General features: G+C 62.4%; 20 protein-coding genes. 9 read left to right on the top strand and 11 right to left on the bottom strand.

Translation table 11 applies throughout. The features are described 5' to 3' along the window. Positions 1-59 precede the first annotated feature (59 nt). Entirely contained in the window at positions 60-2,645 is a 2,586-nt protein-coding gene (gene acnB / locus FRZ40_RS25565; RefSeq protein ID WP_147235991.1) for a bifunctional aconitate hydratase 2/2-methylisocitrate dehydratase, read from the bottom strand. Positions 2,646-3,017: 372 nt separating this feature from the next. Here acnB and FRZ40_RS25570 point away from each other — a divergent pair, with 372 nt between their 5' ends. Next, positions 3,018-4,190, top strand: a complete 1,173-nt coding sequence (locus FRZ40_RS25570; protein WP_051446368.1) for a branched-chain amino acid ABC transporter substrate-binding protein — start codon at positions 3,018-3,020, stop codon at positions 4,188-4,190. 191 nt (positions 4,191-4,381) lie between these two features. Further along, positions 4,382-4,558 carry a hypothetical protein gene (locus FRZ40_RS25575; RefSeq protein ID WP_193567025.1) on the top strand — a complete coding sequence of 59 codons (177 nt, stop codon included), beginning with the start codon at positions 4,382-4,384 and terminating at the stop codon, positions 4,556-4,558. Between the two features lie 46 nt (positions 4,559-4,604). On the opposite strand, the gene FRZ40_RS25580 is transcribed toward FRZ40_RS25575, so the two are convergent. From FRZ40_RS25580 to FRZ40_RS25610, 7 genes are all read right to left on the bottom strand, one after another. After that, positions 4,605-5,357 (bottom strand): FadR/GntR family transcriptional regulator, encoded by a 753-nt coding sequence (locus tag FRZ40_RS25580; protein ID WP_147235992.1) that lies wholly within the window; start codon positions 5,355-5,357, stop codon positions 4,605-4,607. 203 nt (positions 5,358-5,560) lie between these two features. Next, complete coding sequence (locus FRZ40_RS25585; RefSeq protein ID WP_147235993.1) at positions 5,561-6,313, bottom strand: SDR family NAD(P)-dependent oxidoreductase; 753 nt, start codon at positions 6,311-6,313, stop codon at positions 5,561-5,563. 33 nt (positions 6,314-6,346) lie between these two features. Further along, positions 6,347-7,087, bottom strand: a complete 741-nt coding sequence (locus FRZ40_RS25590; protein ID WP_147235994.1) for an SDR family oxidoreductase — start codon at positions 7,085-7,087, stop codon at positions 6,347-6,349. 30 nt (positions 7,088-7,117) lie between these two features. Beyond that, on the bottom strand, positions 7,118-8,314 hold the full coding sequence (locus FRZ40_RS25595) for an NAD(P)/FAD-dependent oxidoreductase (RefSeq protein WP_147235995.1): 1,197 nt from the start codon (positions 8,312-8,314) through the stop codon (positions 7,118-7,120). A 37-nt stretch (positions 8,315-8,351) separates the two neighbouring features. Continuing rightward, a complete protein-coding gene (locus FRZ40_RS25600) occupies positions 8,352-9,185 on the bottom strand; it encodes an NAD-dependent epimerase/dehydratase family protein (protein WP_028366729.1) in 834 nt (277 codons plus the stop codon). Between the two features lie 9 nt (positions 9,186-9,194). Then, the gene (locus FRZ40_RS25605; RefSeq protein WP_147235996.1) at positions 9,195-10,877 is read right to left on the bottom strand and encodes a hydantoinase B/oxoprolinase family protein; all 1,683 of its coding nucleotides are present in this window, start codon (positions 10,875-10,877) and stop codon (positions 9,195-9,197) included. A 13-nt stretch (positions 10,878-10,890) separates the two neighbouring features. After that, positions 10,891-12,990 (bottom strand): hydantoinase/oxoprolinase family protein, encoded by a 2,100-nt coding sequence (locus FRZ40_RS25610; protein WP_147235997.1) that lies wholly within the window; start codon positions 12,988-12,990, stop codon positions 10,891-10,893. Positions 12,991-13,406: 416 nt separating this feature from the next. On the opposite strand from FRZ40_RS25610, the gene FRZ40_RS25615 reads away from it, so the two are divergent. The 7 genes from FRZ40_RS25615 to FRZ40_RS25645 all read left to right on the top strand — a co-directional run bounded on the left by FRZ40_RS25615 (position 13,407) and on the right by FRZ40_RS25645 (position 20,185). Next, positions 13,407-14,156 (top strand): electron transfer flavoprotein subunit beta/FixA family protein, encoded by a 750-nt coding sequence (locus FRZ40_RS25615; protein ID WP_147236786.1) that lies wholly within the window; start codon positions 13,407-13,409, stop codon positions 14,154-14,156. A gap of 15 nt (positions 14,157-14,171) precedes the next feature. Further along, positions 14,172-15,104 carry an electron transfer flavoprotein subunit alpha/FixB family protein gene (locus FRZ40_RS25620; RefSeq protein ID WP_147235998.1) on the top strand — a complete coding sequence of 311 codons (933 nt, stop codon included), beginning with the start codon at positions 14,172-14,174 and terminating at the stop codon, positions 15,102-15,104. Between the two features lie 79 nt (positions 15,105-15,183). Further along, positions 15,184-15,966 carry a class II aldolase/adducin family protein gene (locus FRZ40_RS25625; RefSeq protein ID WP_147235999.1) on the top strand — a complete coding sequence of 261 codons (783 nt, stop codon included), beginning with the start codon at positions 15,184-15,186 and terminating at the stop codon, positions 15,964-15,966. A gap of 210 nt (positions 15,967-16,176) precedes the next feature. Next, positions 16,177-16,551 (top strand): hypothetical protein, encoded by a 375-nt coding sequence (locus tag FRZ40_RS25630; protein WP_147236000.1) that lies wholly within the window; start codon positions 16,177-16,179, stop codon positions 16,549-16,551. Between the two features lie 169 nt (positions 16,552-16,720). Beyond that, positions 16,721-18,121 carry an amino acid permease gene (locus tag FRZ40_RS25635; protein ID WP_147236787.1) on the top strand — a complete coding sequence of 467 codons (1,401 nt, stop codon included), beginning with the start codon at positions 16,721-16,723 and terminating at the stop codon, positions 18,119-18,121. A 105-nt stretch (positions 18,122-18,226) separates the two neighbouring features. Beyond that, positions 18,227-19,858, top strand: coding sequence for an MmgE/PrpD family protein (locus FRZ40_RS25640; protein ID WP_240057280.1), 1,632 nt, complete (start codon positions 18,227-18,229; stop codon positions 19,856-19,858). A 30-nt stretch (positions 19,859-19,888) separates the two neighbouring features. Next, positions 19,889-20,185, top strand: coding sequence for a hypothetical protein (locus FRZ40_RS25645; protein WP_028366738.1), 297 nt, complete (start codon positions 19,889-19,891; stop codon positions 20,183-20,185). Positions 20,186-20,301: 116 nt separating this feature from the next. Here the strand turns inward: FRZ40_RS25645 and FRZ40_RS25650 are convergent, their stop codons facing one another. The 3 genes from FRZ40_RS25650 to FRZ40_RS25660 all read right to left on the bottom strand — a co-directional run bounded on the left by FRZ40_RS25650 (position 20,302) and on the right by FRZ40_RS25660 (position 24,136). Next, positions 20,302-22,020: a tetratricopeptide repeat protein gene (locus tag FRZ40_RS25650; protein ID WP_147236001.1), complete on the bottom strand. Its 1,719-nt coding sequence runs from the start codon at positions 22,018-22,020 to the stop codon at positions 20,302-20,304. Between the two features lie 140 nt (positions 22,021-22,160). Continuing rightward, on the bottom strand, positions 22,161-23,639 hold the full coding sequence (locus FRZ40_RS25655; RefSeq protein ID WP_147236002.1) for a YncE family protein: 1,479 nt from the start codon (positions 23,637-23,639) through the stop codon (positions 22,161-22,163). Next, positions 23,636-24,136 (bottom strand): DUF305 domain-containing protein, encoded by a 501-nt coding sequence (locus FRZ40_RS25660; protein WP_028366741.1) that lies wholly within the window; start codon positions 24,134-24,136, stop codon positions 23,636-23,638. The genes FRZ40_RS25655 and FRZ40_RS25660 overlap by 4 nt, the downstream gene beginning before the upstream one ends. Positions 24,137-24,287: the final 151 nt, after the last annotated feature.

Genomic DNA, 24,287 nt, shown 5'->3' on the forward strand with positions numbered 1-24,287 from the left:
CCTGCAGCGCCATCTCACCAGCTACGACGCAAACGACACGCCGTAGCCCGCAAACACACTTACATCTGCACGGTGTCCGCCACTTCCTTGAAGTCTTCGATCTGGTCGAAGTTCATGTACTGATAGATCTTGTCGCCGTTCGCGTTGATGACGCCGATGTCGGCCATGTACTCTTCCTTCGACGGAATCTTGCCCAGACGCGAGCAGATTGCTGCCAGTTCCGCTGAGCCGAGGTACACGTTCGTGTTCTTGCCCAGACGGTTCGGGAAGTTACGCGTCGACGTCGACATGACCGTCGCGCCTTCGCGCACCTGTGCCTGGTTGCCCATGCACAGCGAGCAGCCCGGCATTTCGGTGCGCGCGCCAGCGGTGCCGAAGACGCCGTAGTGGCCTTCTTCCGTCAGCTGCTTCTGGTCCATCTTGGTCGGCGGAGCGACCCACAGCTTGACGGGGATATCGCGCTTGCCTTCCAGCAGCTTCGACGCGGCACGGAAGTGACCGATGTTGGTCATGCACGAGCCGATGAACACTTCGTCGATCTTCGCGCCGGCCACGTCCGACAGCGTCTTCACGTCGTCCGGATCGTTCGGGCACGCCACGATCGGCTCGTGGATGTCGGCCAGATCGATTTCGATGACGGCTGCGTACTCGGCGTCGGCATCCGGCGACAGCAGTTGCGGGTCGGCCAGCCATTGCTGCATCGCCTTGATACGGCGCTGCAGGCTGCGCGGATCCTGATAGCCCTGCGCGATCATCCACTTCAGCAGCGTGATGTTGCTGTTGAGGTACTCGATGATCGGTTCCTTGTTCAGGTGCACCGTGCAACCGGCGGCCGAACGCTCAGCCGACGCGTCCGACAGTTCGAACGCCTGCTCGACCTTCAGGTCCGGCAGACCTTCGATTTCGAGAATGCGGCCCGAGAAAATGTTCTTCTTGCCCTGCTTGGCGACCGTCAGCGTGCCTTGCTTGATCGCGTACAGCGGAATCGCGTTGACGAGGTCGCGCAGCGTCACGCCCGGCTGCATCTTGCCCTTGAAGCGGACCAGCACCGATTCCGGCATGTCCAGCGGCATCGTGCCCGTCGCAGCCGCGAAGGCGACCAGACCCGAACCCGCCGGGAAGCTGATGCCGATCGGGAAGCGCGTGTGCGAGTCGCCGCCCGTGCCGACGGTGTCGGGCAGCAGCATGCGGTTGAGCCACGAGTGGATCACGCCGTCGCCCGGACGCAGCGCGATGCCGCCACGGTTGCTGATGAAGTTCGGCAGCGTCTGGTGCGTCTTTACGTCCACCGGCTTCGGATAAGCGGCCGTGTGGCAGAACGACTGCATGACGAGGTCGGCGGAGAAGCCGAGGCACGCCAGATCCTTCAGTTCGTCGCGGGTCATCGGGCCCGTGGTGTCCTGCGAGCCGACCGAGGTCATCTTCGGTTCGCAGTACGTGCCCGGACGCACGCCCTGGCCTTCCGGCAGACCGCAGGCGCGGCCAACCATCTTCTGCGCGAGCGAGAAGCCCTTGGTGCTGCTGGCCGGCTGCTGCGGCAGGCGGAAGAGTGTGGACGGAGCCAGGCCCAGCGCTTCGCGCGCCTTGGCCGTCAGGCCGCGGCCGATGATCAGCGGAATGCGGCCGCCGGCGCGCACTTCATCGAACAGCACGTCGGACTTGACCTGGAATTCGGCGATGACCGCGCCGTTCTTCAGCGCCTTGCCTTCGTAAGGGCGCAGTTCGACCACGTCGCCCATTTCCATCTGCGACACGTCGAGTTCGATCGGCAGCGCGCCTGCGTCTTCCATCGTGTTGTAGAAGATGGGGGCGATCTTGCTGCCGAGGCACACGCCGCCGAAGCGCTTGTTCGGGATGAAGGGAATGTCTTCGCCCGTGAACCACAGCACCGAGTTGGTCGCCGACTTGCGCGAGGAGCCCGTGCCGACCACGTCACCCACGTACGCGACCAGGTGGCCCTTTTCCTTCAGCGACTCGATGAACTTGACGGGACCGCGCTTGCCGTCTTCTTCCGGCGTGATGCCGGGACGCGCGTTCTTCAGCATCGCCAGCGCGTGCAGCGGGATGTCCGGGCGGGTGGTCGCATCCGGGGCGGGCGACAGGTCGTCGGTGTTCGTTTCGCCCGTCACCTTGAAGACGGTGATGGTCAGGCTTTGCGGCACTTCGGGACGGCTCGTGAACCACTCGGCGTCGGCCCAGCTTTGCATCACGGCGCGGGCGTTGGCGTTGCCCTTGTCGGCGAGTTCCTTGACGTCGTGGAACTGGTCGAACATCAGCAGGGTTTTCTTCAGCGCGTCAGCGGCCACGGCGCCCACTTCGGCATCGGACAGCAGCTCGATCAGCGGGGAGATGTTGTAGCCGCCCAGCATGGTGCCGAGCAGTTCGGTGGCGCGGGCGCGCGAGATCAGCGCGCAGGCTGTCTCACCCTTGGCCACGGCAGCCAGGAAGCCTGCCTTCACGCGGGCGGCTTCGTCCACGCCTGCGGGCACGCGGTTGGTGATCAGGTCGAGCAGCGTCTGCTCTTCGCCGGCGGGCGGATTCGTCAGCAGTTCCACCAGTTCGGCCGTCTGCTGGGCCGACAGCGGCAGGGGAGGAATGCCGAGCGCGGCGCGTGCGGCCACGTGTGCACGAAAGTTTTCAAGCATGGGGAACCTGCTGTTGTTTGTGTTTCAGGGGGAGGCCTGTCAGGCGCTCCAAGGCTGTGCGGGGCACTGCTTTCATCGCGATTTTAATTGCAATTCCGCCACAGCGTCAAATGTCTTATGTCTTATATAAGAGTTGGGAGCGGCACCGACCGGCTTGCCTGTAGCCGAAATGCCGCTGTCGGCTCACATGCGCCTCCTCGAAAACCCTGGATCGGCGGGCATTTTTGATCCGTTGACATATGACGTCTCACCTAATACCTTGTGTTCATGGCGCGGCCGGTAAACAGTTTTTTGCCCCGTGCCTGCCGATGTCGGCCTGCCAGCGCGCAGGGCGGACGCAGTCCATCCATTCGCAAATCGCTGAGGTATCAGATGAAGACCCCGCTTTCGTTCACACGCTTCGCGCTGGCCACGTCACTGGCTGCTGGCGCACTCATGGCCAGTCCCGCGGTGCTTGCGGGCGACGTCACAATCGGCTTCGCGGCGCCTTTGACGGGAGGGTCGGCGCACTACGGCGTCGATCTGAAACGCGGCGTCGAACTGGCGCTCGATGACGCCAACGCGAAGAAACTCGTGATCGGCGGACAGCCGGTGCACTTCGTCCTTGATGCCGAGGACGATCAGGGCGACCCGCGCATGGGTTCGCAGGTCGCGCAGAAAATGGTGGACTCGAAGGTCGTGGGCATCGTCGGGCACTTCAATTCGGGCACGAGCATCCCTGCATCGCGCATCTACAACACGGCAGGCATTCCGATGGTCTCGCCGACGGCGACGAACCCGACGTTAACCTCGCAAGGCTTCGTTAATGTGTTCCGCGTGGTCAACTCCGACGCGCAGATGGGGCAGCTGGCGGGCCACTCGGCCGTCAATGCGCTCAAGGGCAAGAGCATCGCCGTGATCGACGATCGCACGTCGTTCGGGCAAGGCATGGCAGATGAATTCGTCAAAGGCGTTGAGGCCGCGGGCGGCAAGATCGTCGATCGCGAGTTCACGCAGGACAAGGCCGTCGACTTCAAGTCTCAACTCACTCGAATCAAGTCGTTCAATCCCGATGTGGTGTTTTGGGGCGGTCTCGACCAGCAGGCGGGTTTGCTGATGAAACAGATGCGGCAACTGGGCATCCGTGCTGCGATGCTCGGCGGCGGCAGCTTCGAGAACGAGACGTTCCTCAAGGTTGCTGGCGAAAGCGCGGAAGGCGCGATGTCGTGGGACTACGGCATTCCGTTGTCCAGGATGAAGACGGGCCGCGAATTCGACGAGAAGATGAAGGCCAAATACAAGGAGGGCGTGGTGGCGTATGCGCCGTCCGCGTACGACGCCACGTGGGTGCTGATCAACGCGATGCAAAAGGCCAATTCGACGGACCCGAAAGCATACGGGCCGTTCGTGAAGTCGGTTTCGTTCGAAGGCATCTCCGGCAATATCGCCTTCATGCCGAACGGCGACATGAAGGATCCGACGGCGACGTTCTATAAGGTGGTCGGCGGTAAGTGGGTGCCGCAGGCCGTCGCTGTCGGCGACAAGGTCGAGCCGCTCAAGAACTGAAGTCTGGCAGCACCGGCCTGAACTCGCGTGTCGATAGCGGAAGCCTGCAGCCGCTGGGGCTTCCGCGCCGACGCAATTCAACACCCACGCTCGCCACGAAGGGGATCGTTCGCAGATGGATGTCAACAGCGAAGCAGACTGCCTTCTCGACGACGACAACAACCCCGCCGCCCGTCGACACGAAACGGGACATGCACGCCGCAGGCACGGCGCCGATGATCAATTCATGGCTGATACAGACCACCGGCAGCCGCATGATTCCCGCTTGCTACCTGATCGCCGCCGCCGTGGTCGGCGTGATCGCGCTGGCTTGCTGCGTGGACCGCACGGGCGGCCCGATGCGCGGAGATCCGCGTAACGTCGATTGAAGAACCGGTGGTTCAGGCGTTCGCGTAGCACGCCTGGACTTGCACGTCACTCTGCGCGCGTGCTCGACAGATTGTGATAGCGCTCGAGGCTTTCGTTGAGATGGCGCCGCATTGCGCGGCGCGCCGCGCTTTCGTCCTGCTTCTCGATCGCGTCGAGAATGTCACCATGCTCGCGCTGAATACGCCGGATGTAGGTCTTGCGTTCTTTCGGATTTGCCTTCGCGTGCTTCAGCCGCAGATCGATAATGATCTCTTGTCCCAGCGTTCGCAGGATCGACGTGAAGTGCGGATTCTCGGAGCAGGTAGCGACGGCAAGATGGAATTCGAAATCGGCGCGCGCGCATTCGGCATCGTCATCGACGGCGACGATTTCCATGCGTGCATACACTTCTTTTAGCGCGCGCAAATGGGCCGCGGAACGGCGCTGCGCGGCATAGGCGGCGCACTCGGTTTCGACGCCGATGCGCAACTCGAGCACGTGCATCGAGTTGTTGAGCGTGTTGGAGTCGATGAAGCCCATCCCGCTGGGCTGTTCTGTCGCAGTGGCGACAAACACGCCCACGCCGTGACGCGCAATCAGACGGCGCCCGAGTTTGAGCGACGCGACCGCTTCGCGGATCACCGTGCGGCTGACGCCAAATTCGGTGCACAGTTCGGGCTCGGTCGGCAGCTTGGCGCCGGGCGCATATTCGCCCCGGTCGATCTTGTCGTTGAGTGCCTGAATGACCAGTTCGGTCAGGCTGCGACGCTTTCCCGAACTCGCAGCGCTTTTAAGGAGGGTTTCAGCATCCAGAGTCATTCCGTGTGCTCCACACCGGATAAAGAACTCTGCAATTGACGGCTGCAGACGTACCGCGCCGGCGCACATTGTGTGTAATCTGCGCCGTATGACATATTATGACTGTAACACAGCTGCGGCCTCGTCATCGCTCGCCCCCTGGCGCGGAAGGGGCGAGCGGTTGATGCAACTCAAACTGCAACTCAAACGCACTCGAACGTGAATCAGGCGTAGATATAGCCGCCGCTCACGATGACGTTTTCTCCCGTCGCATAGGTGTTGCGCGCGCTCGCCATCATGACGACCCATTGCGCGATTTCCTCGGGTTCCGCTGCACGTCCCAGCGGATTCGCAGCAGCCAGTTCGCCGAGAAAACCTGCCTTCTTCGCCTTGTCCGTTGCAAAGCCTGCCGGTGCAACCGAATTGACGAGAATGCCGTCCTTCGCCACTTCCTGTGCGAACGATTTCGTCAGGCTCACGACGGCCGCCTTGGTCGCGGCATAGTGTGCGTTCTGAGGATGAGCCTTGAATGCATCGACCGACGTGATGTTCACGATACGTCCCGCGACATGCGCCTCGACCTTCGGACGGCTGCGCATGTGTTCGATCGCGGCGACCATCATGTGATAAGTGCCCTTGATATTGACGGCGTTCTCGAGATCCCACTCGTCGTCGGAAATCTCGAGGATCGGGCGGCGCGGATAGATCGCCGCGCTGTTGATCAGGCAGTCGACACGGCCGAGCGCTTCCAGCGCCTTGCGAAAAACTTCCTGCGCGGATTCCTTGCGCGTGATGTCGCCGACCGCGCCGAACACCTGGTGACCTTGCGCCTTCAGCGCGCCGACGGTTTCGTCGAGCAGTGGCCCGTTCTTGTCGATCAGCGCGACGCTTTCCGCGCCATCCGCGAGCATCAGCTTTGCGACGGTCAACCCAAGCCCGGAAGCGCCGCCGACGATAACGACTCGTTGATTCTTCATGATTCGAATGTGTCCTGTTTGACGATGCGTTGATTACTCGACCGTGACGATCTGCGAGCCACCCGCAGCCTGGTCGGTCGGAAAAACTTCCATGCGCGAGACGTCGACTGCTTCGGGCAACGAGAGCGCCGTGGCAATCAGTTCTGCAATGTTTTCGGGCTGGATCGAGCGATAGGCGTCGTAGAGCTTTTCGTTCGCGCCTTGCGTGCCGAGCGCGGTGCGATACAGGCTCGTTTGCACGCGGCCCGGCGCGATCTCCGTGACGCGGACTTTGGTGCCGAGCAGATCGCAACGCAGCGAATCGCAGAACATGCTGATTGCGGCCTTGGTCGCGCCATAGACGGCCGTATTCGGATGCGGAAAACGACCCGCGCTCGAACCGACAAAAAACAGATGGCCGCGCTTGCGCCTTGTCATGCCGTCGAGCGCCATGTGCGCGAGACGCAGCGGCGCGCGCAGATTGATATCGATCATGCGGTCGATATCCGCCGGATCGCTTTCGCCGAATTTCGCAATGGCGGGCAGCAGTCCCGCGTTATTCACGACGACGTCGATGTCGACACGCCCGAACAGATCGCGTAAGGGCGCCGTGTCCTGCAGATCCAGCGCGATGGGCGTCACGTTGCACTCGCTCGCGAGCGCATCGAGCGCCTTGGCGTCGCGGCCGAGCGCATAGACCTGCAGCCCGTCGTTGACGAGCCGCTGCGCGATCGCGCGTCCGATGCCGCTGGACGCGCCCGTGACCAGTGCGGTCCGGTAGGAATGGGCAATCATGTAGTCAACCTCTGTTTATTGATGACGCGTTCAGATCACGCCTTCTTCGAGGAAGGGCTTGTTCTCGACCACACGCTCATAACCGAGCGGCGCGAGATCGAGCGAGCGGTATCCGCCGTAGACGATCAGTTCGCTCAAGCCTCGCCCGATGGCGGGCGACTGCTGCAAGCCATGTCCGCTGAATCCGTTGGCGAACAGGAAGTTCGTGACTTCCGGATGCGGGCCGACGATCGCGTTATGGTCCAGCACGCAGAAGTCGTAATGGCCCGCCCACGCATTCACGACCTTGATGGCTTCGAATGCGGGAACGCGTTCGGCAAGCGCCGGCCAGATGATCTCGTCGAACTCGGAATGGATCACGTCGAAGTCGTCGACGTCCGCGAGCGGATCGGGCTCCGGATAGCAGCCCGTCAGGTAGTACTGTCCTTCGGGCCGGAAGAAGATACCCGTCGTATCGATCGTGAGGGGAACAGTGCCTTGCAGCGGCGTGCGGCAGTCGAAGACGAACAGGCAGCGCTTTCGCGGCTCCACGGGAATGTCGAGGCCGGCCAGACGCGCAATTGCCGGGCCGCGCGTGCCCGCGGCGTTCACCAGCAGGCCGCAACCGATGCTCTCGCCGCTCTTCAGCCTGACGCCCGTGATGCTCGCGCCTTCACGGATCACATCGACCACTTCGTTTTCGATGTATTCGATGCCGAGCGAGCGCGCCTTCTTTCGCATGCCCTGAAGCAGTCCGTAGCTGTCGAACCAGCCTTCGCCGCTTTGTCCGTAGACGCCGTTCACGAGCCCTTCCGTATTCAGCCACGGAAAGCGGGCTTTCAGCTGCGCCTGATCGAGTAGCGCGACGTCGGCGCCGTTTTCGCGTTGCGTCGCGTAGTTGCGCTCGAACATCGGCGCGCCTTGCGCGTCGCCGAGGTACAGATAGCCATTTTCCTTGAAGCCGAGTTCGGGCGCGTCGCCGTCGACGGCAACCCGTTCATGGAAATTGCGGATGAACTCGGTGCCGAACTGCGAAATGCGGATGTTCAGCGGATTCGAGAACTGATGACGGATCGACGCGCTCGACAGCGCCGTCGCGGACTTCGCATAGGTCCAGTCTCGCTCGACGACGAGCACCGAGCCTTTGAAGTCCGGATTCGTCGCCAGAAAATATGCGGTCGCGCTGCCGACGACCGCGCCGCCCACGATCACCACGTCGTAGTGCTGCTTTGATGCTTGCTGTGCCATCTCAATGCTTCCAGAAAGTCGATCGGGTTAGCGGCGCTTACCGGTTCTTCGGATCATCTTCGAAGTGGCCGTCGGCGGCGAACTGACCGCCCTGAAAACGCACGGCAGGATGCTTCGGATCGCCGATGGGCGTGTTCGCATAGACCTCGGCGCGATATGCGTCGGCGCAATCTTGCGGGCGATACCCGAGGTAGCCCGCCTGCGTGTTGTCCCAGAAGTTCGCGCTGTTGTTCGAGTTGCCGTAGACGATCATATGGCCGACGCTTGGCGTCATCAGCGCCTGGATGCACAGATGCGAGAAGTCGTCGTAGGAAAGCCAGGTGGCCAGCATGCGGCGGTCGACGGGCTTCGGAAAGCACGAGCCGATGCGCACGCACACCGACTCGAGGCCGAACTTGTCGAAGTAGTAGCGCGACAGGTTTTCGACGAATGCCTTGCTTACGCCATAGAGGCTGTCCGGGCGCTGCGGCACGTTCGCGTCGATGGTCTCTACGCATTCGTAGAAGCCGATCGCGTGAACGGAACTCGCGTAGATCACGCGCTTCACGCCTTCCTGGCGCGCCGCTTCGTAGATGTGATAGCTGCCTGCGATGTTCGAATCGAGAATGACCTGAAACGTATTCTCGCGGGGCGCGCCGCCCAGATGTATGACCATGTCGACGCCCTTCATCATGTCGAACACGGCGTTGCGGTCGGCCAGGTCGCAGACGAAGTGACGCTCGTTCGCGCGGACTTCGCCGAGCGATGCGCGATCGCTGAGCGTCAGCTGTTCGGCATACGGCCGCAGCGATTCGCGCAGCACGGAGCCGAGCGCGCCCGCGGCGCCCGTGATCAGGATGTTCTTGAACGGAGGCTTGCTGATGTCGGTCATGTCGGTTCCTTACCTTTCTACCGATGCTTTCAGTGCATCGAGCGTGAGACCGTAGTCGTCGCGCAGTTGCGCTTCGGAGATGTACTCGTTGCGGATGTCGCGCAGCAAGGCTTCGCGGTCGCGCTGTTCCGGGGAACCGACGCCGCCGCCGCCCGGCAGAGACAGCGTGACGCGTTCATGCTCGGCGACGGCCTGCGTGCCTTTGCCCTTCATCTTCGTGCCGTCCGACAGCGTGACCTGACCGGGTGCGCCGGACTGGCCGCCCGACTGTCCGCGCGCGGGATGATCGATGCGATCGAACATCGCATTGAAGCGGAAGTGATAGCCCGCGCGCGGCCCGATTTCGACGATCTGGCCAAGGCCGCCGCGCAGCTTGCCGGCGCCGCCCGAGCCCGAGCGCATTTCCTTGCGCCACACGACGATGGGTCCGACCTGTTCGGTGGCTTCGACGGACATCGCGTGCACGCCGCTCGGAAACGCCGTCGCGGACAGACCATCGAGTTCCGCGCGCGCGCCCGTGCCGCCGCTGTTGAACATCAGGATTTCGCTGCCCTTGAGGCCCGAACCTTCCTGTACGGGACGCGCGCTCACATGCAGATTCCACAACGCGCCGGAGCCTTCCGCCGGCACGCGATCCGGCAGGATCTTGTGCAACGCGCCGAGCACGAGGTCCGGCACGAAGTGGCCGAGCACATGGCGAACCGCGACGGGACTCGGGCGTTGCGCGTTGAGAATGCAGCCCGCGGGCGCCTGCACGCGGAACGGTTCGAGCGATGCCGCGTTGTTCGGCACCTCGGGCGCGATGATGCATTTCAGCCCATAGCACGCGTACGCTTTCGCGTAGAGCAGCGGCACGTTGATGCCGAACGGGCTGGCGGGCGACGAACCCGCGAAGTCCGCCAGCAGATGATCGCTGTCGACTGTAAGTGTGACGTTGAGCTTGACGGGCGTGTCGTAGCCGTCGAGCGTCATGTCGTTGGTCTGCGTGCCCTTCGGCAGCGCGGCGATGCGTTCGAGCGTCGCTTCGCGGCTGCGCGCAAGAATGAATTCGCCGATACCTTCGACGTCTTTCAGGTCGAACTCCCTGAGCATTTCCAGCAGGCGCTTGTGGCCCGTTTCATTGCACGCCGCCAGCGCGTAGAGATCGCCGACCACCTTGTCGGGCTCGCGCACGTTGTTGCGCAGAATGTTGATCAGATCGCGATTGACTTCGCCGCGCTCGATCAGCTTCATGATCGGCACGAACAGGCCTTCTTCGTAGATCTCGCGCGAGTCCGGCCCGAAGCCGCGGCCGCCGATATCGACCACGTGCGCCGTGCTCGCGAAGTAGCCGATCAGTTCGCCGTTGTGAAACGAAGGCGACACGACCGTGAAGTCGTGCAAATGCCCCGTGCCTTTCCACGGATCGTTGGTCAGATAGACATCGCCTTCGTACATCCTGTCGATGCCGATGTCGTTCATGAAGTTCTCGACGGCTTCCGCCATCGTGTTCACGTGTCCGGGCGTGCCCGTCACGGCTTGCGCGAGCATGCGGCCGCGCTTGTCGAAGATGCCCGCCGAGAGGTCGCCCGCTTCGCGTACGCTGGTGCTGAACGCGGTGCGGATCAAGGCCATCGCCTGTTCTTCCACGACGGAAATCAGGCGGTTCCACATGACCTGCATGTGGATCGTGTCGAGATTGCTGAGAGACATGTCCGGCTCCTGATTAGCGGCTGGTGTTCAGTTCTTTGGCGACGACGAGCAGGCACCCGTCGGGCTGCACCATTGCATCGAAAGACGATGTGACGAGCGTCGAGGTTTCCGGCTCGACGATGATGGCCGGACCCGTCACGCATTCGCCCACTTTCAGCGAGCCGCGTTCGACGATGGCCGCTTCGACGAAACGATGCAAGGCAGCGTCGAAAATCTTGCGGGTCTTCGCAGCGGATACGGCATCGCGCGACGTCACGAGTTGCAGGCGCTCGACGGGCGGCATCGGCGAACTGGCCTTCACGGCCCAGCTGACGATTTCGATGTCGAGGCCGTCGATCGGGCGGCCGAAGAATTGCGTGTAGGCCTTCGTGAATGCATCCGCGAAGGTGTTGCGGTCGTCGGCGGTGAAGCGGCGGTGCGGAATCATCACGGGAATTTCCCAGCCCTGGCCGACATAGCGCATGAACGCCTTGATCTCGACGAGCGGTTCGGCATCGCCCGAACCCTGGCGCGCGAAGTGCACGGCCTCCTCGCTCAACTGGCCGACGATCTCGTTCAGTGCGTCAGCATCGAAGTCGTTGAAGCGCATGCTCGCGCTGCGGACGCTCTCGTAACCGAACGGCGCGCGCAGAAAGCCGATCGCAGAGCCGACGCCCGCGCCCGGCGGCACGATGAATTTGCGGATGCCGCTCTTCTCGCACAGACGCGCGGCGTGCAACGGACCCGCGCCGCCGAACGTGATCATCGTGTAGTCGCCGATGTCCTTGCCGCTTTCGACGGCATGCACGCGGGCCGCATTGCTCATGTTCTCGTCGACGACTTCGGCGACGCCGTAGGCGGTCTCTTCCGCGTTGAGACTGATCGTGCCGCCCACTTCCGCGACCATCGCAGTGGCGGCGTTGTCGGCGGAGAGCTGGATCGTGCCGCCCGCGAAATTGGCGGGGTCGAGGCGCCCGAGCAGCAGGTCGGCGTCGGTCACGGTCGGCTGCGTGCCGCCGCGCTGATAGCACGCGGGGCCGGGCTCCGATGCCGCGCTGTGCGGGCCCACGCGAATCTGGCGCATCACGTCGAGCGAAGCGATCGAACCGCCGCCCGCGCCGATTTCGACCATCTCCACGACGGGAATCGAAATGGGCATGCCGCTGCCTTTCTTGAAGCGATAGGTGCGCGCCACTTCGAACGTGTTGGCCGTTTTCGGCGTGAGGTCGTCGATCAGGCAGATCTTGGCGGTGGTGCCGCCCATATCGAACGACAGCACGCTGTTCAGGTCATAGCGCGCCGCGATGTGCGCGGCGAAGATCGCGCCGCCCGCCGGGCCCGATTCGACGAGGCGAACGGGAAACGCCGAGGCGCTTTCGATCGAGACGATGCCGCCGCCCGAGTGAATGATGAAGAGCGGGCAGACGGCGCCCGCTTCGCGGACCTTGCCAAGCAGTCGATCCAGATAGGACTTCATGATGGGGCGCACATACGCGTTTGCGCACACCGTGTTGAAGCGCTCGAACTCGCGGATTTGCGGCGACACTTCGCTGGAGATCGACACGGAGACATTGGGCAGACGTTTTTCGATCGCATCGCGCATCATGCGTTCATGCACGCCGTTCACGTACGCGTGAATGAAACCGATCGCGACGCTCTCATAGCCGCCTTGCTCGATACGGTCGACGATCGATGCGATCTGCGCTTCCGTCGGCGCGAGCAGAATGCCGCCCTGCGCGTCGATCCGCTCGCCGAGCGTGAAGCGGTCGCAGCGGTCGATCAGCGGGGGAGGGAGCTTGATATTCAGATCGTATTGCTCGAAGCGGTTCTCCGTGCGCATTTCGATCGTGTCGCGAAAGCCTTGCGTCGTGACGAAAGCCGTCTTCGCGCCGCGCCGCTCAATCAGCGCGTTGGTCGCGAGCGTGGTGCCGTGGATGATGACGCCGATATCCTTCAGCGCGATCCCGGCCTTGTCCGCAACGATGCCGATGCCTTTGATGATGGCGCGTTCGGGCGCCGTGTAATCCGTCAGCACCTTGGTGGAAAAGAGCGCTCCACCGAGTTCGAGCGCAACGTCGGTGAAGGTTCCACCGATATCGACACCTACTCGTGCCTTGTCGTGACTGGCCACCATGACTCTCCTGTGTAAACCATGACATGCGCCGGGCGACTGCCGCCCGGCGAAAAATCCCGTTGGCGAACTCCGGAAGGCGCATGCAGCGGGATGCTTTGCCTACCGGTGTGGTCCTCGTCGCCCGTCTCGTGAAGCGCCGGAAACCACTTGTTTTTTGTTCGTTGACATATGATGAGTGACGTCTTACAGTGCTGTCAACACGGACAAAATGAATTTCGTCTTTCCGGTCACTCACGGTCTCGTGAATGTCTTTGTACAGCATTGTTTTATAAGGCGTTATAGGGATTTCTCCAGGCAGGTTGCGAGCGTGTGGCGAGGGTCGCTGAAACCGGATGGTGACGGTGCTGGTTTATGCGGAACTGCGGATTTTTTGTGATTTTGGGTCACTCTGAGGACGTAACGGCAAAGGAACGATGATGAAGGTTTTGGTGCCAGTGAAACGTGTCGTCGATTACAACGTGAAGGTCCGCGTGAAGTCGGATCAATCGGGTGTCGACATTGCCAACGTGAAGATGTCGATGAATCCGTTCGACGAAATCGCCGTTGAAGAAGCGGTGCGGTTGAAGGAAGCGGGCGTGGCGACGGAAGTGATCGCTGTGTCGTGCGGGGTTTCGCAATGTCAGGAGACGTTGCGCACGGCGCTGGCGATCGGCGCGGACCGCGCTGTGCTGATCGAATCCGATATGGATTTGCAGCCGCTGGCTGTGGCGAAGCTGCTCAAGGCGCTGGTCGACAAGGAGCAGCCGTCTCTCGTGATTTTCGGCAAGCAGGCCATCGACGACGACTCCAATCAGACGGGCCAGATGCTCGCCGCGCTGGCTGGCTTGCCGCAAGCGACGTTTGCTTCGAAGGTTGTGGTTGCCGATGGCAAGGCCACTGTCTCGCGCGAAGTGGATGGCGGCGCCGAAACGCTGTCGCTGAATCTGCCCGCAGTCGTGACAACCGATCTGCGCCTGAACGAGCCGCGCTATGTGACGCTGCCGAACATCATGAAGGCGAAGAAGAAGCCGCTCGAAACCGTGAAGCCGGAAGATCTGGGCGTCGATGTCACGCCGCGTCTGAAGACGCTGAAGGTCAGCGAGCCGCCCAAGCGTTCGGCTGGCGTGAAGGTGGCCGACGTGAAGACGCTGGTCGAGAAGCTCAAGACAGAAGCCAAGGTCTTGTGAAGCGAGGGAGTGAACATGACGATTCTGGTAATTGCCGAACACGACAACGCGGCGCTGAAGGCAGCGACGCTGAACACAGTGGCTGCCGCGCAGAAGATTGGTGGCGACATTCATGTGCTTATCGCGGGTCATCGCGCGCAAGGCGCGGCTGACGCTGCTGCGAAAGTCGCAGGCGTCGCGAAAGTACTGCTGGCCGACGCGCCGCAACTGGCCGAAGGTCTCGCCGAAAACGTCGAGGGGACGGTGCTGAACATCGCGAAGGATTATTCGCACATCGTCGCGCCCGCGACGGCCTATGGCAAGAACATCGCGCCGCGCATCGCCGCGAAGCTCGACGTCGCGCAGATCAGTGAGATCACGGCGGTGGTCGATGCAGACACGTTCGAGCGCCCGATTTATGCGGGCAATGCAATCGCCACGGTTCAATCGCGAGACGCAACTAAGGTCATCACGGTTCGCGCGACGGGCTTCGATCCCGTTGCAGCGGAGGGCGGCAGCGCGTCGGTCGAGAAAATGGAAGCAGCAGCCGACGCAGGCATCTCGCAGTTCGTGAGCCGCGAAGTGACGAAGCTCGATCGCCCGGAACTGACGTCAGCGAACATCATCGTGTCGGGTGGCCGTGGACTGGGCAGCGGCGAGAACTACATGAAGGTGCTCGAACCTCTGGCCGACAAACTCGGCGCAGCGATGGGCGCATCGCGCGCAGCCGTCGATGCCGGCTATGTGCCAAACGACTATCAGGTCGGTCAGACAGGCAAGATCGTCGCGCCGCAGCTCTACATCGCAATCGGCATTTCAGGCGCGATCCAGCATCTCGCGGGCATGAAGGACTCGAAGGTGATCGTCGCGATCAACAAGGACGAAGAGGCGCCGATCTTCAGCGTCGCGGATTACGGTCTGGTCGGCGATCTGTTCGACACGGTTCCCTCGATGGCCGCCGAAATTTAGCCCTTATCTCCATCACTTTTTATCCGGCCGACGTGCCGTTCGGGCACATCGACACTATTGAATTCGGAGAGCATTCAGCATGATTTCCACCACCGATCCGCACATCAACCGCAAACCCCGCAATATTTCGCAAGCCGAGTGGGACACGCGTGTCCAGCTCGCCGCGGCATACAGACTGGCGGCGAAATTCGAACTGACCGATCTGATCTATACGCATATTTCGGCGCGTGTGCCCGGCACGACCGACCAGTTTCTGATCAACCCGCACGGCTGGTTCTTCGATGAAATCACTGCGTCGTCGCTCGTGAAGATCGACGTGAATGGCAGCCCGATCGGCGACGAACGCTTCGAAGTCAATGCGGCCGGGTTCACGATTCATAGCGCGTTGCATCAGGCGCGTCACGATGTCGAGTGCGTGGTGCACCTTCACACAACGTACGGAATGGCCGTCGCGGCGATGGAGTGCGGCCTGCTGCCGCTGAACCAGATCAGCATGCAGTTTTACAACCGGGTCGCGTATCACGAGTACGAAGGCATTTCGCTGGAACTCGACGAACGCGAACGCATCGTGAAGTCGATCGGCAAGCGCGATTACCTGATTCTGCGCAATCACGGCCTGCTCACGACGGGCCGCTCGGTGGCCGAGGCGTTCACGCGCATGTTCTATCTGAACAAGGCTTGCGAGATCCAGGTCGCCACGCTATCGGCGGGACAGAAGGTCGTCATTCCTTCGCCCGAAGTCTGCGAGCACGCCGCGAAGCAGCACGACGACTATGCGTATCTCGACACGGTTCATCTCGACCGCGAATGGACTGCGCTGCTGCGGCTGCTGGACCGCGATGGCGGCGACTACCAGGTCTGATCGTTGGACGGGCTCGCGGCGTCTCGCGTGCAATGTCGGGCTGATGTGCTCGCATATCGGTTCGTCGCGACGCGGGGCGTCGAACTAAGAGGGCTTCGTTTCCCCTTCGCGCTTCGTTGGCACACGGGGCGCGGCATTCATCAGCTTTCGAAAACCCATAGCGGACAGCGTTATCGTCCGGGCGGCGAAGTGCGCATCCGCCTGGAAGAAATGTTCGACGTTCACATGCTGCCCGACGAGACAGGCGCAGTGACGGGACGGCTGGAAATCGAACTGATAACGGGAGACGGACCGTCTGAGCCCGACTGGCATCGGCTCGCACTGATTTATTCGCCGCATGGGCGCGGCTTCGGGCTTGCGCTCACGCAATCGATGTTCGGGCTGCCGTGGTATCCGTGGACGCTCGAATCCGTTGCCGGGCGTCTGTGCGCGACGCCACGCTCGATACAGATGGCACTTTTCCGCGAGTCATACAGCTTCGACGCCGCGCTTAGACGATGCCGGCATTTGCACACGCTGCTACGCGTTGGACTTGCCCACTGCCGATTCGAAGCAGTCGATGGCAAGGATGTGGTGAACGAATAGCACGACGAAGATCGGTGCAACGCTCACTCACGCAATCCACATGGCAAGCCTCGATGCTTGCTGTCATGCACATGGATATTCAGGAGGACACATGCACGATACCCCGCAGGCGAACCGGCGAGGCGAGACAGTAGTTGGCGTTCGGACAATGGACATCGGGTCGTACGGCATGGGCGACGGATCGCGCCGCGAAACCCGTGTCGAGCCCGCGAGAAAGGAAACGCTCGCCCACAGCCTGAAGCAGCGGCATGTCGTGATGCTCTCGATCGGCGGCAGCATCGGGGCGGGTCTTTTCGTCGGGTCAGGACATGCGATAGCGGAGGCGGGACCGGCGGCGATCGTCGCGTACGTGCTGGCCAGTCTGCTCGTTGTGCTCGTGATGCGGATGCTGGGCGAAATGGCTTGCGCCATGCCGGACTCGGGATCGTTCTCGACCTACGCCGGCAAGGCAATCGGACCGTGGGCCGGCTTCATGATCGGCTGGATGTACTGGTGGTTCTGGGTGCTGGTTCTGCCGATCGAGGCCACGGCCGCGGCGAACATCCTGAATAGCTGGTTTCCGCAGATCGAAATGTGGAAGTTCTGTCTGGCCGTCACGTTCCTGCTGACCGTTGCGAACCTGGCCAGCGTCAAACACTATGGCGAACTCGAATTCTGGTTTTCCGTGGTGAAGGTGACGGCCATCGTGATCTTTATCGCGTGCGGCGCGGCGGCTCTCGTCGGGTTGATTCCGCATGTGCACGTGAATGCACCGGCGAACCTGTTCGGTCACGGCGGCTTCGCACCGAATGGCTGGGCGCCCATCGCGGGCGCCATGCTGACGACGATGTTCACGTTTCTCGGCACCGAAGTGGTGACTATTGCGGCCGCTGAATCGAAGGATCCTGCACGGGAAATATCGCGCGCCATTACCTCCGTTGTCTGGCGCATCTCGTTGTTCTACATCGGCTCGATTGGCGTGATCATTTCGATTTTGCCCTGGAACGATCCTGCGTTGACGCGGATCGGCTCCTATCAGGCTGTGTTGCAGGCGCTGCATGTGCCCTACGCGAAGCTGATGATCGATTCGCTGATTCTCGTCGCCGTATGCAGCTGCCTCAATTCGGGCTTGTACACGGCATCGCGGATGATCTTCTCGCTCGGCGCGCGCGGCCAGGCGCCCTCGGTCCTGACGTACACGAACCGGGCCGGCGTGCCCGTGTTTGCCGTGCTGGCGTCGACGCTGGCAGCTTTCGCCGGCGTGGCTGCGAACTATCTGGCGCCGAGTTATGTATTCGAGGTGCTACTGTCGACGACGGGTTCGATTGCGTTACTCGTGTATATGGTGATCGCCGTGAGTCAGCTGCGCATGCGCGCGCGTTTTCTCGCGCAGGAGAAACTGAAAGTGCGCATGTGGCTGCATCCGTTCCTCGGACTCTTCGTGGTGTTGCTGATCATCGGTGCGTTGGCCGTGATGGTCAGCGGTCGTACGCACCGCGGGGAAGTCGTCGCGACCCTGGGGCTCAGTGCGCTTCTCGCGTGCATCGGCGCACTGCAGCGAAAGCGTCGAGCCGGCGTCAGCCTCAAATAAGTTGCGCGACAGGCGAAACCCCGTTGAGGCGCTACCTATAATGAACAGCGACTCGTCCTGTTCCCCGCATAGTCCGCGAAAAGCGGTATTGGGAGGTCATGCTTCATGGAGACGCCAGCCTGCAACGCCGGCGTGCGGCCGAGCGCGGCGCAGACCTTCGCCCGCTTCTGCACCCGTCTCGACTATGAAGCGCTGCCGCCACTTGTCGTCGAGCGCGCGAAGCATTTCTTCATCGACTACATCGCGATCGCGATGCACGGATCCATTCTGGATTCCAGCCGGCCCGTCCGCATGCTGGCTGCCGCTCGTCCGATTCCGGGCGGGGCCACGCTGCTCGGCCGCCCCGACCCGGTGCATGCTTCGTGGGCCGCACTGGCAAACGGCATGTCCGCGCACAGCATGGAACTGGACGACACGTTCCTGCCCGGTTCGATACATAACGAGTCGTTCGTCTTTTCGCCGGCACTCGCGCTGGCGGAAGAACGGGGCGCCAGCGGAAAACGCTTCATTGCAGCGGTTGTCGCCGGATTCGAAGTTGCCTGCCGTGTCGCCGCCGCGCTCAAGCCGGCAGTGACCAACGCGCGCGGCTTTCATCCGACGGGCACCACGGGCGCGTTGGGCGCGGCGGCTACGGCTGCCACACTTCTCGAACTGGACGAGCGGCAGACTACCCATGCGCTCGGGGTTGCATGCAGCCAGGCGGCGGGTTTGCTCGAATTCGTCACCGACGGCGCCTGGACGAAGCGCTTTCACGGCGGCTGGGCTTCGCATGCGGGCCTGATCGCGGCGGAACTGGCGCAGCACGGCATCACGGCGCCGCCGACTGCCATCGAAGGCAAGTTCGGTTACCTGCATGCTTATTCGGGCGACCCGTTGCCTCAGGCGTTGCCGGTGGGCGAAGGCGAGACGCTCGCCATCGCGCAGACCGCGCTGAAGTACTATCCCTGCAACTACTACATCCAGTCGATCAACGATTCCGTGCTGCAGCTTGCCGCGTGCGCGGACCTTCCTCTCGAGGCAATCGAAAGCATCGCCGTTTATACGGTGCAGGCCGCGATGGCGCTGGTATGCGAGCCGATTGAACAGAAGCGGCGTCCGAAGCTGATGATCGACGCGCAGTTCAGCGTGCCGTTCAATGTCGCGCTCGGCTTCGTCAAGCGACGCGTTTCTTTCGTCGATTTCACACCGGCGCAGTTCGCCAGCCCGGAGATCGAACGCCTGATGGACAAGGTGACCTGCCACGTCGATCCGGCGCTGGACGCGCAATACCCGCAAGCATGGCCTGCACGTGTCGATGTCACGCTCGCCGACGGTCGCAAACTCTCAGCGGCCACTCAGTATGCGAAGGGCGATCCGCGAAATCCGTTGAGCCAGGACGAGGTGATCGCCAAGCATCGCAGTATCGTCGCGGGCGTGGTGGGCGAAAGCACCGACGATGCGATCCTCGATTTCATTCTGCGGCTCGAGACCAAAGCGGATTTCAGCGAACTGACCCGCATCCTGAAGGGGTTTGTGGTGCGGGGTTACGAGGTATCGGCGGCGTGGCGGACGAGCCGCGATGGTGTCGGCCGGAGCCTGTTGCCCGAGCGGGCGCGCGTCGAGGTGGGGAATGGTCGATTCTATTCGATTCGCCATGAACGGCAACCCCTCCGTTGTTTCGAACCCAACACTTGCTTACTTGCCCGGCAGGTTCGCGCCGGATGTGCAACGATAGTCGTGCAACTCGCACCTGTCTGAACACTCTGGACAACCCAACGGGGAGGGTAGATGAGAGAGAACGCCAAGACGCTGTTCGTCGCATCCGAGGACATCGCAACAGCGATGAACCTGCTGGAGAGCATCGAGGTCGAGATCGGTTTCGACAGCGACGACCCGGAGAGCATCGAGAAGGCCATTCTCGCCGTCGAAGAGGCAATCAATACGCGGCTGAGCGGCCATCGCGGCGATGCGCGTATCGAATCGGCCATCCTTCGCGTCAAGTCGGACTTCCGCTGCGCGATCCTCGATCAGGCTTCGTCCGACGAGGACGATGAGGAGTTCGGCATCGCCCACACCGTGCATTGATATTGTCGCGTCCATCCACCCGATCGCCCGTTGGGATCGGGTGAGCACTGAACTTCAAACCGTGACGGCGAGTTGCGCCTGCATCGTCCCGCAGATTGGGACGGCTCGCCGCCTCTTCACTCTGCTGGCAAAGCTCTTTCGGCCAGCGCATCGCGCACCGCTTCAACAACGCCGCTCCAGTCGCCTAGCGTCGCTTGCCGGAACAGTTTCGCACCCGGATACCATGGACTGTCCGTGCGATCGAGCAGCCATCGCCAGCACGTATCGAGGCGATTCATGATCCACACTTCCTTACCCAGCGCGCCTGCCAGATGGGCGACAGCGGTATCGACGGTAATGACGAGATCGAGGTTATCGACGAAAGCAGCCGTGTCGGCGAAATCGTCGAACTCGTCCGTGTGATCGACCACGCGGCTCGCCAACTCGGGCCGCTCGCGCAACCGCAATGCGGCAGGGCCTTTTTGCAGGCTGTAGAAGCGCACAGTCGGCACGTCCAGAATCGGCTTCAGCGTGTCGAGCGCCATCGAACGCCGCGAATCGGTCTTTCTCAACTCCGCGACATGCGGACGATTCCCGCCCGCCCACACGATACCCACTTTCAGCGCGGCGCTTCCTTCGGAGGCGAGCCGTTCCGCCCAACTTTTCGCGGCGATATGGTCCGCGAAAAGATAGGGCGTCGTGGATGGAATGCTCGTCAGATCGGTGCCGAATGCGAGCGGCAGACTCAGCAGCGGCGCCTGACAATCGAACGCCGGCACAGGCTGGCCCTGCTCGACGAGTTCGGTGACGCCATCGAGCGTCGCGAGCAGCCGCATCAGTTCCTTCGGCACTTCGAGTATGACTCTCGCGCCTCTGGCTGCGACGAGGGGCGCATAACGGCAGAACTGCAGCGTGTCGCCGAGGCCCTGTTCCGCATGCAACAGGATCGTTCTGCCCTCAAGCGGGAAATCGCCCAGCCATAGCGGTTGCGTAAAGCCGCGCTGCGAGGCCGCGATGCGGTGGCGTTGCCATCGCCATTCGTATTCTCGCCAGCCCTGTTCGAGCTGGCCCGTTTGCAGCAGGCACAACGCGTAGTTCCAGTGTGCTTCGGCAGAATCGGGAGCCAGCGATAGCGCTCGTTCGTAGGAACGCAGCGCTTCGTCATGCTGTTTCGAGTCGACGAACGCGAGGCCGAGATTGTTCCAGGCATCGGCGAAATGCGGCGCGAGTTCGAGTGCACGCTGATAACTCGCCTGCGCGTCGAGCGGACGATTCATATCGCTCAGCGCATTGGCGCGATTGCTCCACGCTTCGGCATAGCTGGACTGCAAGGCGATGGCCTGATTGCAATTCGTCATCGCCTCTGCGGGGCGGTCGAGGTCGCGCAATACACACGCACGGTTGTTCCAAGCCTGTGCGAGTTCGGGCTGCAACGCGAGCGCCTTGTCGAAACTCTCCAGTGCTTCTGCCGGGCGGTCGAGACCGGCCAATGCGTTGCCGCGATTGTTCAGGGCGTCGGCGAAAGCGGGTTGCAGCGCCAGCGCGCGATTCGCACTTGCCAGACCTTCCCCGAAGCGGCGCTGCGCGTTGTAGGAATAGGCGAGATTCGAGTGAAGCGGTGCGTGCCTGCTGTTGATCGAGATGGCCTTCTTCAGCAGTTCGATGCCCTCGCCGATGCGTCCCGTCTGCAGCGCCAGCGCGCCGAGCAACTGGAGTGCATCGAGGTGCATGGGGCGCTCAGCCAGGATCTCGCGATAGATCTCTTCTGCTTCGGCATGCGCTCCGTTCTGCTGCATGGCGACGGCCTGATGCAGCAATGCATCCAGACGGCGCTGTTGTGCGTTTGGCTTGCTCATAAAAGGTGAAGGGTGCGGCGGCGCTTCGAGGTTTCGACAATCGAGGCGCCGGGTTGGTCCAGGGGCGAAAGAATACGGCAATTATCGCCAAAGAGCGCGGCTCCGCCGCCACGTCGCGTTCGCGGCGGCAGAATGCCCAGTCACGGCGACTGGATCTGTATGGGAGCGCCAGGCTTGCCCGACGTTTGCGGGGCGACCACGAGATAGCGGCGCTTGTCGTCGGCATTGACCATACCCGGGGTGATGAGCTGGCGGATCTGCCCGAGCGCATTGACGATCGCCGAGCCCGCCGGATTGGACATGAAATTCGCGAGCACCTGCAGGTCGCCTGTGCCATCGCGGTTATCGGCGAGAGCCAGGACGTAGGGCTGCTTCGGTTGCAGGCCGGTGACGGCGGCCTGGAGAACCTGCACGAGGCCCTGGTCGAACAGCGCGACGGTCGTAGGCGCACGGGAGGCATCCGCCGTCTTGCCCGTTCCCACCGGCACCAGCACGATGTGCACGCTCTGGCCGGCGAGGCCGAGCGTCTGCAGGTTCTGCGTCGCATCGCCTTCTCCTACTGCGTTCGGCACGTAGGTGACGGCCTGCGGCGCCTGGCCAATCGGCACGGTTGCGATGACCGTGTTGGTCAGCGTGTCGATCGCGGTCATCGCGTCGGCGTTCTCGAGCCCGACATAGATGCGGCTGCCGTCGCCCGACGGCCATAAGCCGTGCGGCAGGCTGCCGACAGGTATCGTCGCGACCTGCGAGAAGTCGTCGGTTCGAAATACCTTGACCACATTCAGGCCTCCGACACTGACGTACGCAAACGTGCCCTTCGCGTTATGCACGATGTTCACGTGATTCGTGATCGGGCCGGTGTCGAGCGTCCTGATCGGCGCGAACGGCGGCCTTGCATCGAACACCTGGACCTTGCCGGTGTCCTTGAGCGTGAACCAGACCTGCGTGCCGTCGGGCGTTGCCGCCAGGTCGGGACAGAAGGGGCTCGCCTGCGCGACCGTGCCGACGATCTTGTGGTCGGCCACGGACACCACCTCGATCTCCGGGTTGAAGGACGAACAGACATAACCGTACTTCCCGTCCGGCGAGAATATCTGCATGCCGGGGCCGGGCGGGACGGTAATGCGTGTTTTCTCTTCGTATGTTTTTCCGTCGAGCACCGCGACGTAGTTTTCGCCTCGCACGGTCACCCAGACTTCTTTTCCGTCGGGCGTGAAGAACGCCTCGTGCGGAGAGCGGCCGACGTAGGTGACATGCTTGACGGCGTTCGTCTGCGTGTCGATGAACGAAACCGAGTTCGATCCGATCGAGACAACCGCGATCGTGTGATGGTCGGGCGAGAAACCCATGCCGTGCACGAGCAATTGACCTTTGTACAACGGACTGAAATTGCCCGGCGACGGATCGCCGAGACGGATCAGGCCGAGGAGCTTGTTGTCGGCAGGATCGATCACCGACACCGTGTTCGAGAACTGCTCGGCGGCGTACACGCGATCGTGGTGGCTGACGGGAATGTCGGGATCGGACTGCGAGCCGGGCGCCTGGCCCGCCCACGCGAACTGCACCGTCACGAGCGCGGCGGCAGACAACGCGAGGGTGACGATCGAATGGCGATTCATTGTTGTTCCCCTTGCATCGGGTTCGGCATGTTCATCTGCATGCCGTGGCCGGGCGTCGCGTGACGAGGAGCGGCGGGCATCGAAGCGGGCTTTTGCTGGTCCCGAGCGGGGGCAGGGGCCGGCAACGGTAGCCCGAGCGCAACGTGCATGGCGACGATTTCCTGCTGCTGCTCGACGACGATCTCCTGCGCGATGCGGCGTAGCTGTTCGTTGCGTCCGTAGCGCAGTTCGGCCTGCGCCATGTCGATGGCGCCTTGATGGTGAGGCACCATCGTGGCGACAAAATCGCGATCGACGTCGCCCGTCGGTTTCGTGGACATGCCGTCCATCATTCTTGTCATGGCGGCATCGTTTTCCGCGAGGAAGGGCGCTTCGTCGGACGTTGCAGAGGGCTGGGGTCCGGCAGCGAATGCAGGCGAATTGCAAGGCGCTGAGATTGCGAGAGCAACGATGGCGTTCAGAAGCGCCGGCACCGCACGAAGACTTGAAGTACGCACGATGGTTCTCCCGTTGTGACGAACCGGTATCTCACTGGTTTAGCGCGCGGATGACGGTTGCAGCGCGAATGGGCAGTTGCGGCATCGCCTGTCGAGTGCCGTCAACGGCTCACGGGTGAACTATCGCGCAGGTCATCGGATCGTGCAGGGA

Origin of the sequence: Paraburkholderia azotifigens (assembly GCF_007995085.1) — a bacterium.
In the GTDB taxonomy this organism is placed as follows: Bacteria; Pseudomonadota; Gammaproteobacteria; order Burkholderiales; family Burkholderiaceae; genus Paraburkholderia; species Paraburkholderia azotifigens.

What these genes read in the sequence shown, in the direction of transcription:
- FRZ40_RS25645 (WP_028366738.1), top strand. Translation starts at nt 19,889, where the DNA reads ATGAGAGAGAACGCCAAGACGCTGTTCGTCGCATCCGAGGACATCGCA.
- FRZ40_RS25575 (WP_193567025.1), top strand. Translation starts at nt 4,382, where the DNA reads ATGCACGCCGCAGGCACGGCGCCGATGATCAATTCATGGCTGATACAG.
- FRZ40_RS25595 (WP_147235995.1), bottom strand. Translation starts at nt 8,314, where the DNA reads ATGGCACAGCAAGCATCAAAGCAGCACTACGACGTGGTGATCGTGGGC.
- FRZ40_RS25610 (WP_147235997.1), bottom strand. Translation starts at nt 12,990, where the DNA reads ATGGTGGCCAGTCACGACAAGGCACGAGTAGGTGTCGATATCGGTGGA.
- FRZ40_RS25590 (WP_147235994.1), bottom strand. Translation starts at nt 7,087, where the DNA reads ATGATTGCCCATTCCTACCGGACCGCACTGGTCACGGGCGCGTCCAGC.
- FRZ40_RS25600 (WP_028366729.1), bottom strand. Translation starts at nt 9,185, where the DNA reads ATGACCGACATCAGCAAGCCTCCGTTCAAGAACATCCTGATCACGGGC.
- FRZ40_RS25655 (WP_147236002.1), bottom strand. Translation starts at nt 23,639, where the DNA reads ATGAATCGCCATTCGATCGTCACCCTCGCGTTGTCTGCCGCCGCGCTC.
- FRZ40_RS25625 (WP_147235999.1), top strand. Translation starts at nt 15,184, where the DNA reads ATGATTTCCACCACCGATCCGCACATCAACCGCAAACCCCGCAATATT.
- FRZ40_RS25635 (WP_147236787.1), top strand. Translation starts at nt 16,721, where the DNA reads ATGGGCGACGGATCGCGCCGCGAAACCCGTGTCGAGCCCGCGAGAAAG.
- FRZ40_RS25650 (WP_147236001.1), bottom strand. Translation starts at nt 22,020, where the DNA reads ATGAGCAAGCCAAACGCACAACAGCGCCGTCTGGATGCATTGCTGCAT.
- FRZ40_RS25605 (WP_147235996.1), bottom strand. Translation starts at nt 10,877, where the DNA reads ATGTCTCTCAGCAATCTCGACACGATCCACATGCAGGTCATGTGGAAC.
- FRZ40_RS25580 (WP_147235992.1), bottom strand. Translation starts at nt 5,357, where the DNA reads ATGACTCTGGATGCTGAAACCCTCCTTAAAAGCGCTGCGAGTTCGGGA.
- FRZ40_RS25585 (WP_147235993.1), bottom strand. Translation starts at nt 6,313, where the DNA reads ATGAAGAATCAACGAGTCGTTATCGTCGGCGGCGCTTCCGGGCTTGGG.
- FRZ40_RS25620 (WP_147235998.1), top strand. Translation starts at nt 14,172, where the DNA reads ATGACGATTCTGGTAATTGCCGAACACGACAACGCGGCGCTGAAGGCA.
- FRZ40_RS25570 (WP_051446368.1), top strand. Translation starts at nt 3,018, where the DNA reads ATGAAGACCCCGCTTTCGTTCACACGCTTCGCGCTGGCCACGTCACTG.
- FRZ40_RS25615 (WP_147236786.1), top strand. Translation starts at nt 13,407, where the DNA reads ATGAAGGTTTTGGTGCCAGTGAAACGTGTCGTCGATTACAACGTGAAG.
- FRZ40_RS25630 (WP_147236000.1), top strand. Translation starts at nt 16,177, where the DNA reads ATGTTCGACGTTCACATGCTGCCCGACGAGACAGGCGCAGTGACGGGA.
- acnB (WP_147235991.1), bottom strand. Translation starts at nt 2,645, where the DNA reads ATGCTTGAAAACTTTCGTGCACACGTGGCCGCACGCGCCGCGCTCGGC.
- FRZ40_RS25640 (WP_240057280.1), top strand. Translation starts at nt 18,227, where the DNA reads ATGGAGACGCCAGCCTGCAACGCCGGCGTGCGGCCGAGCGCGGCGCAG.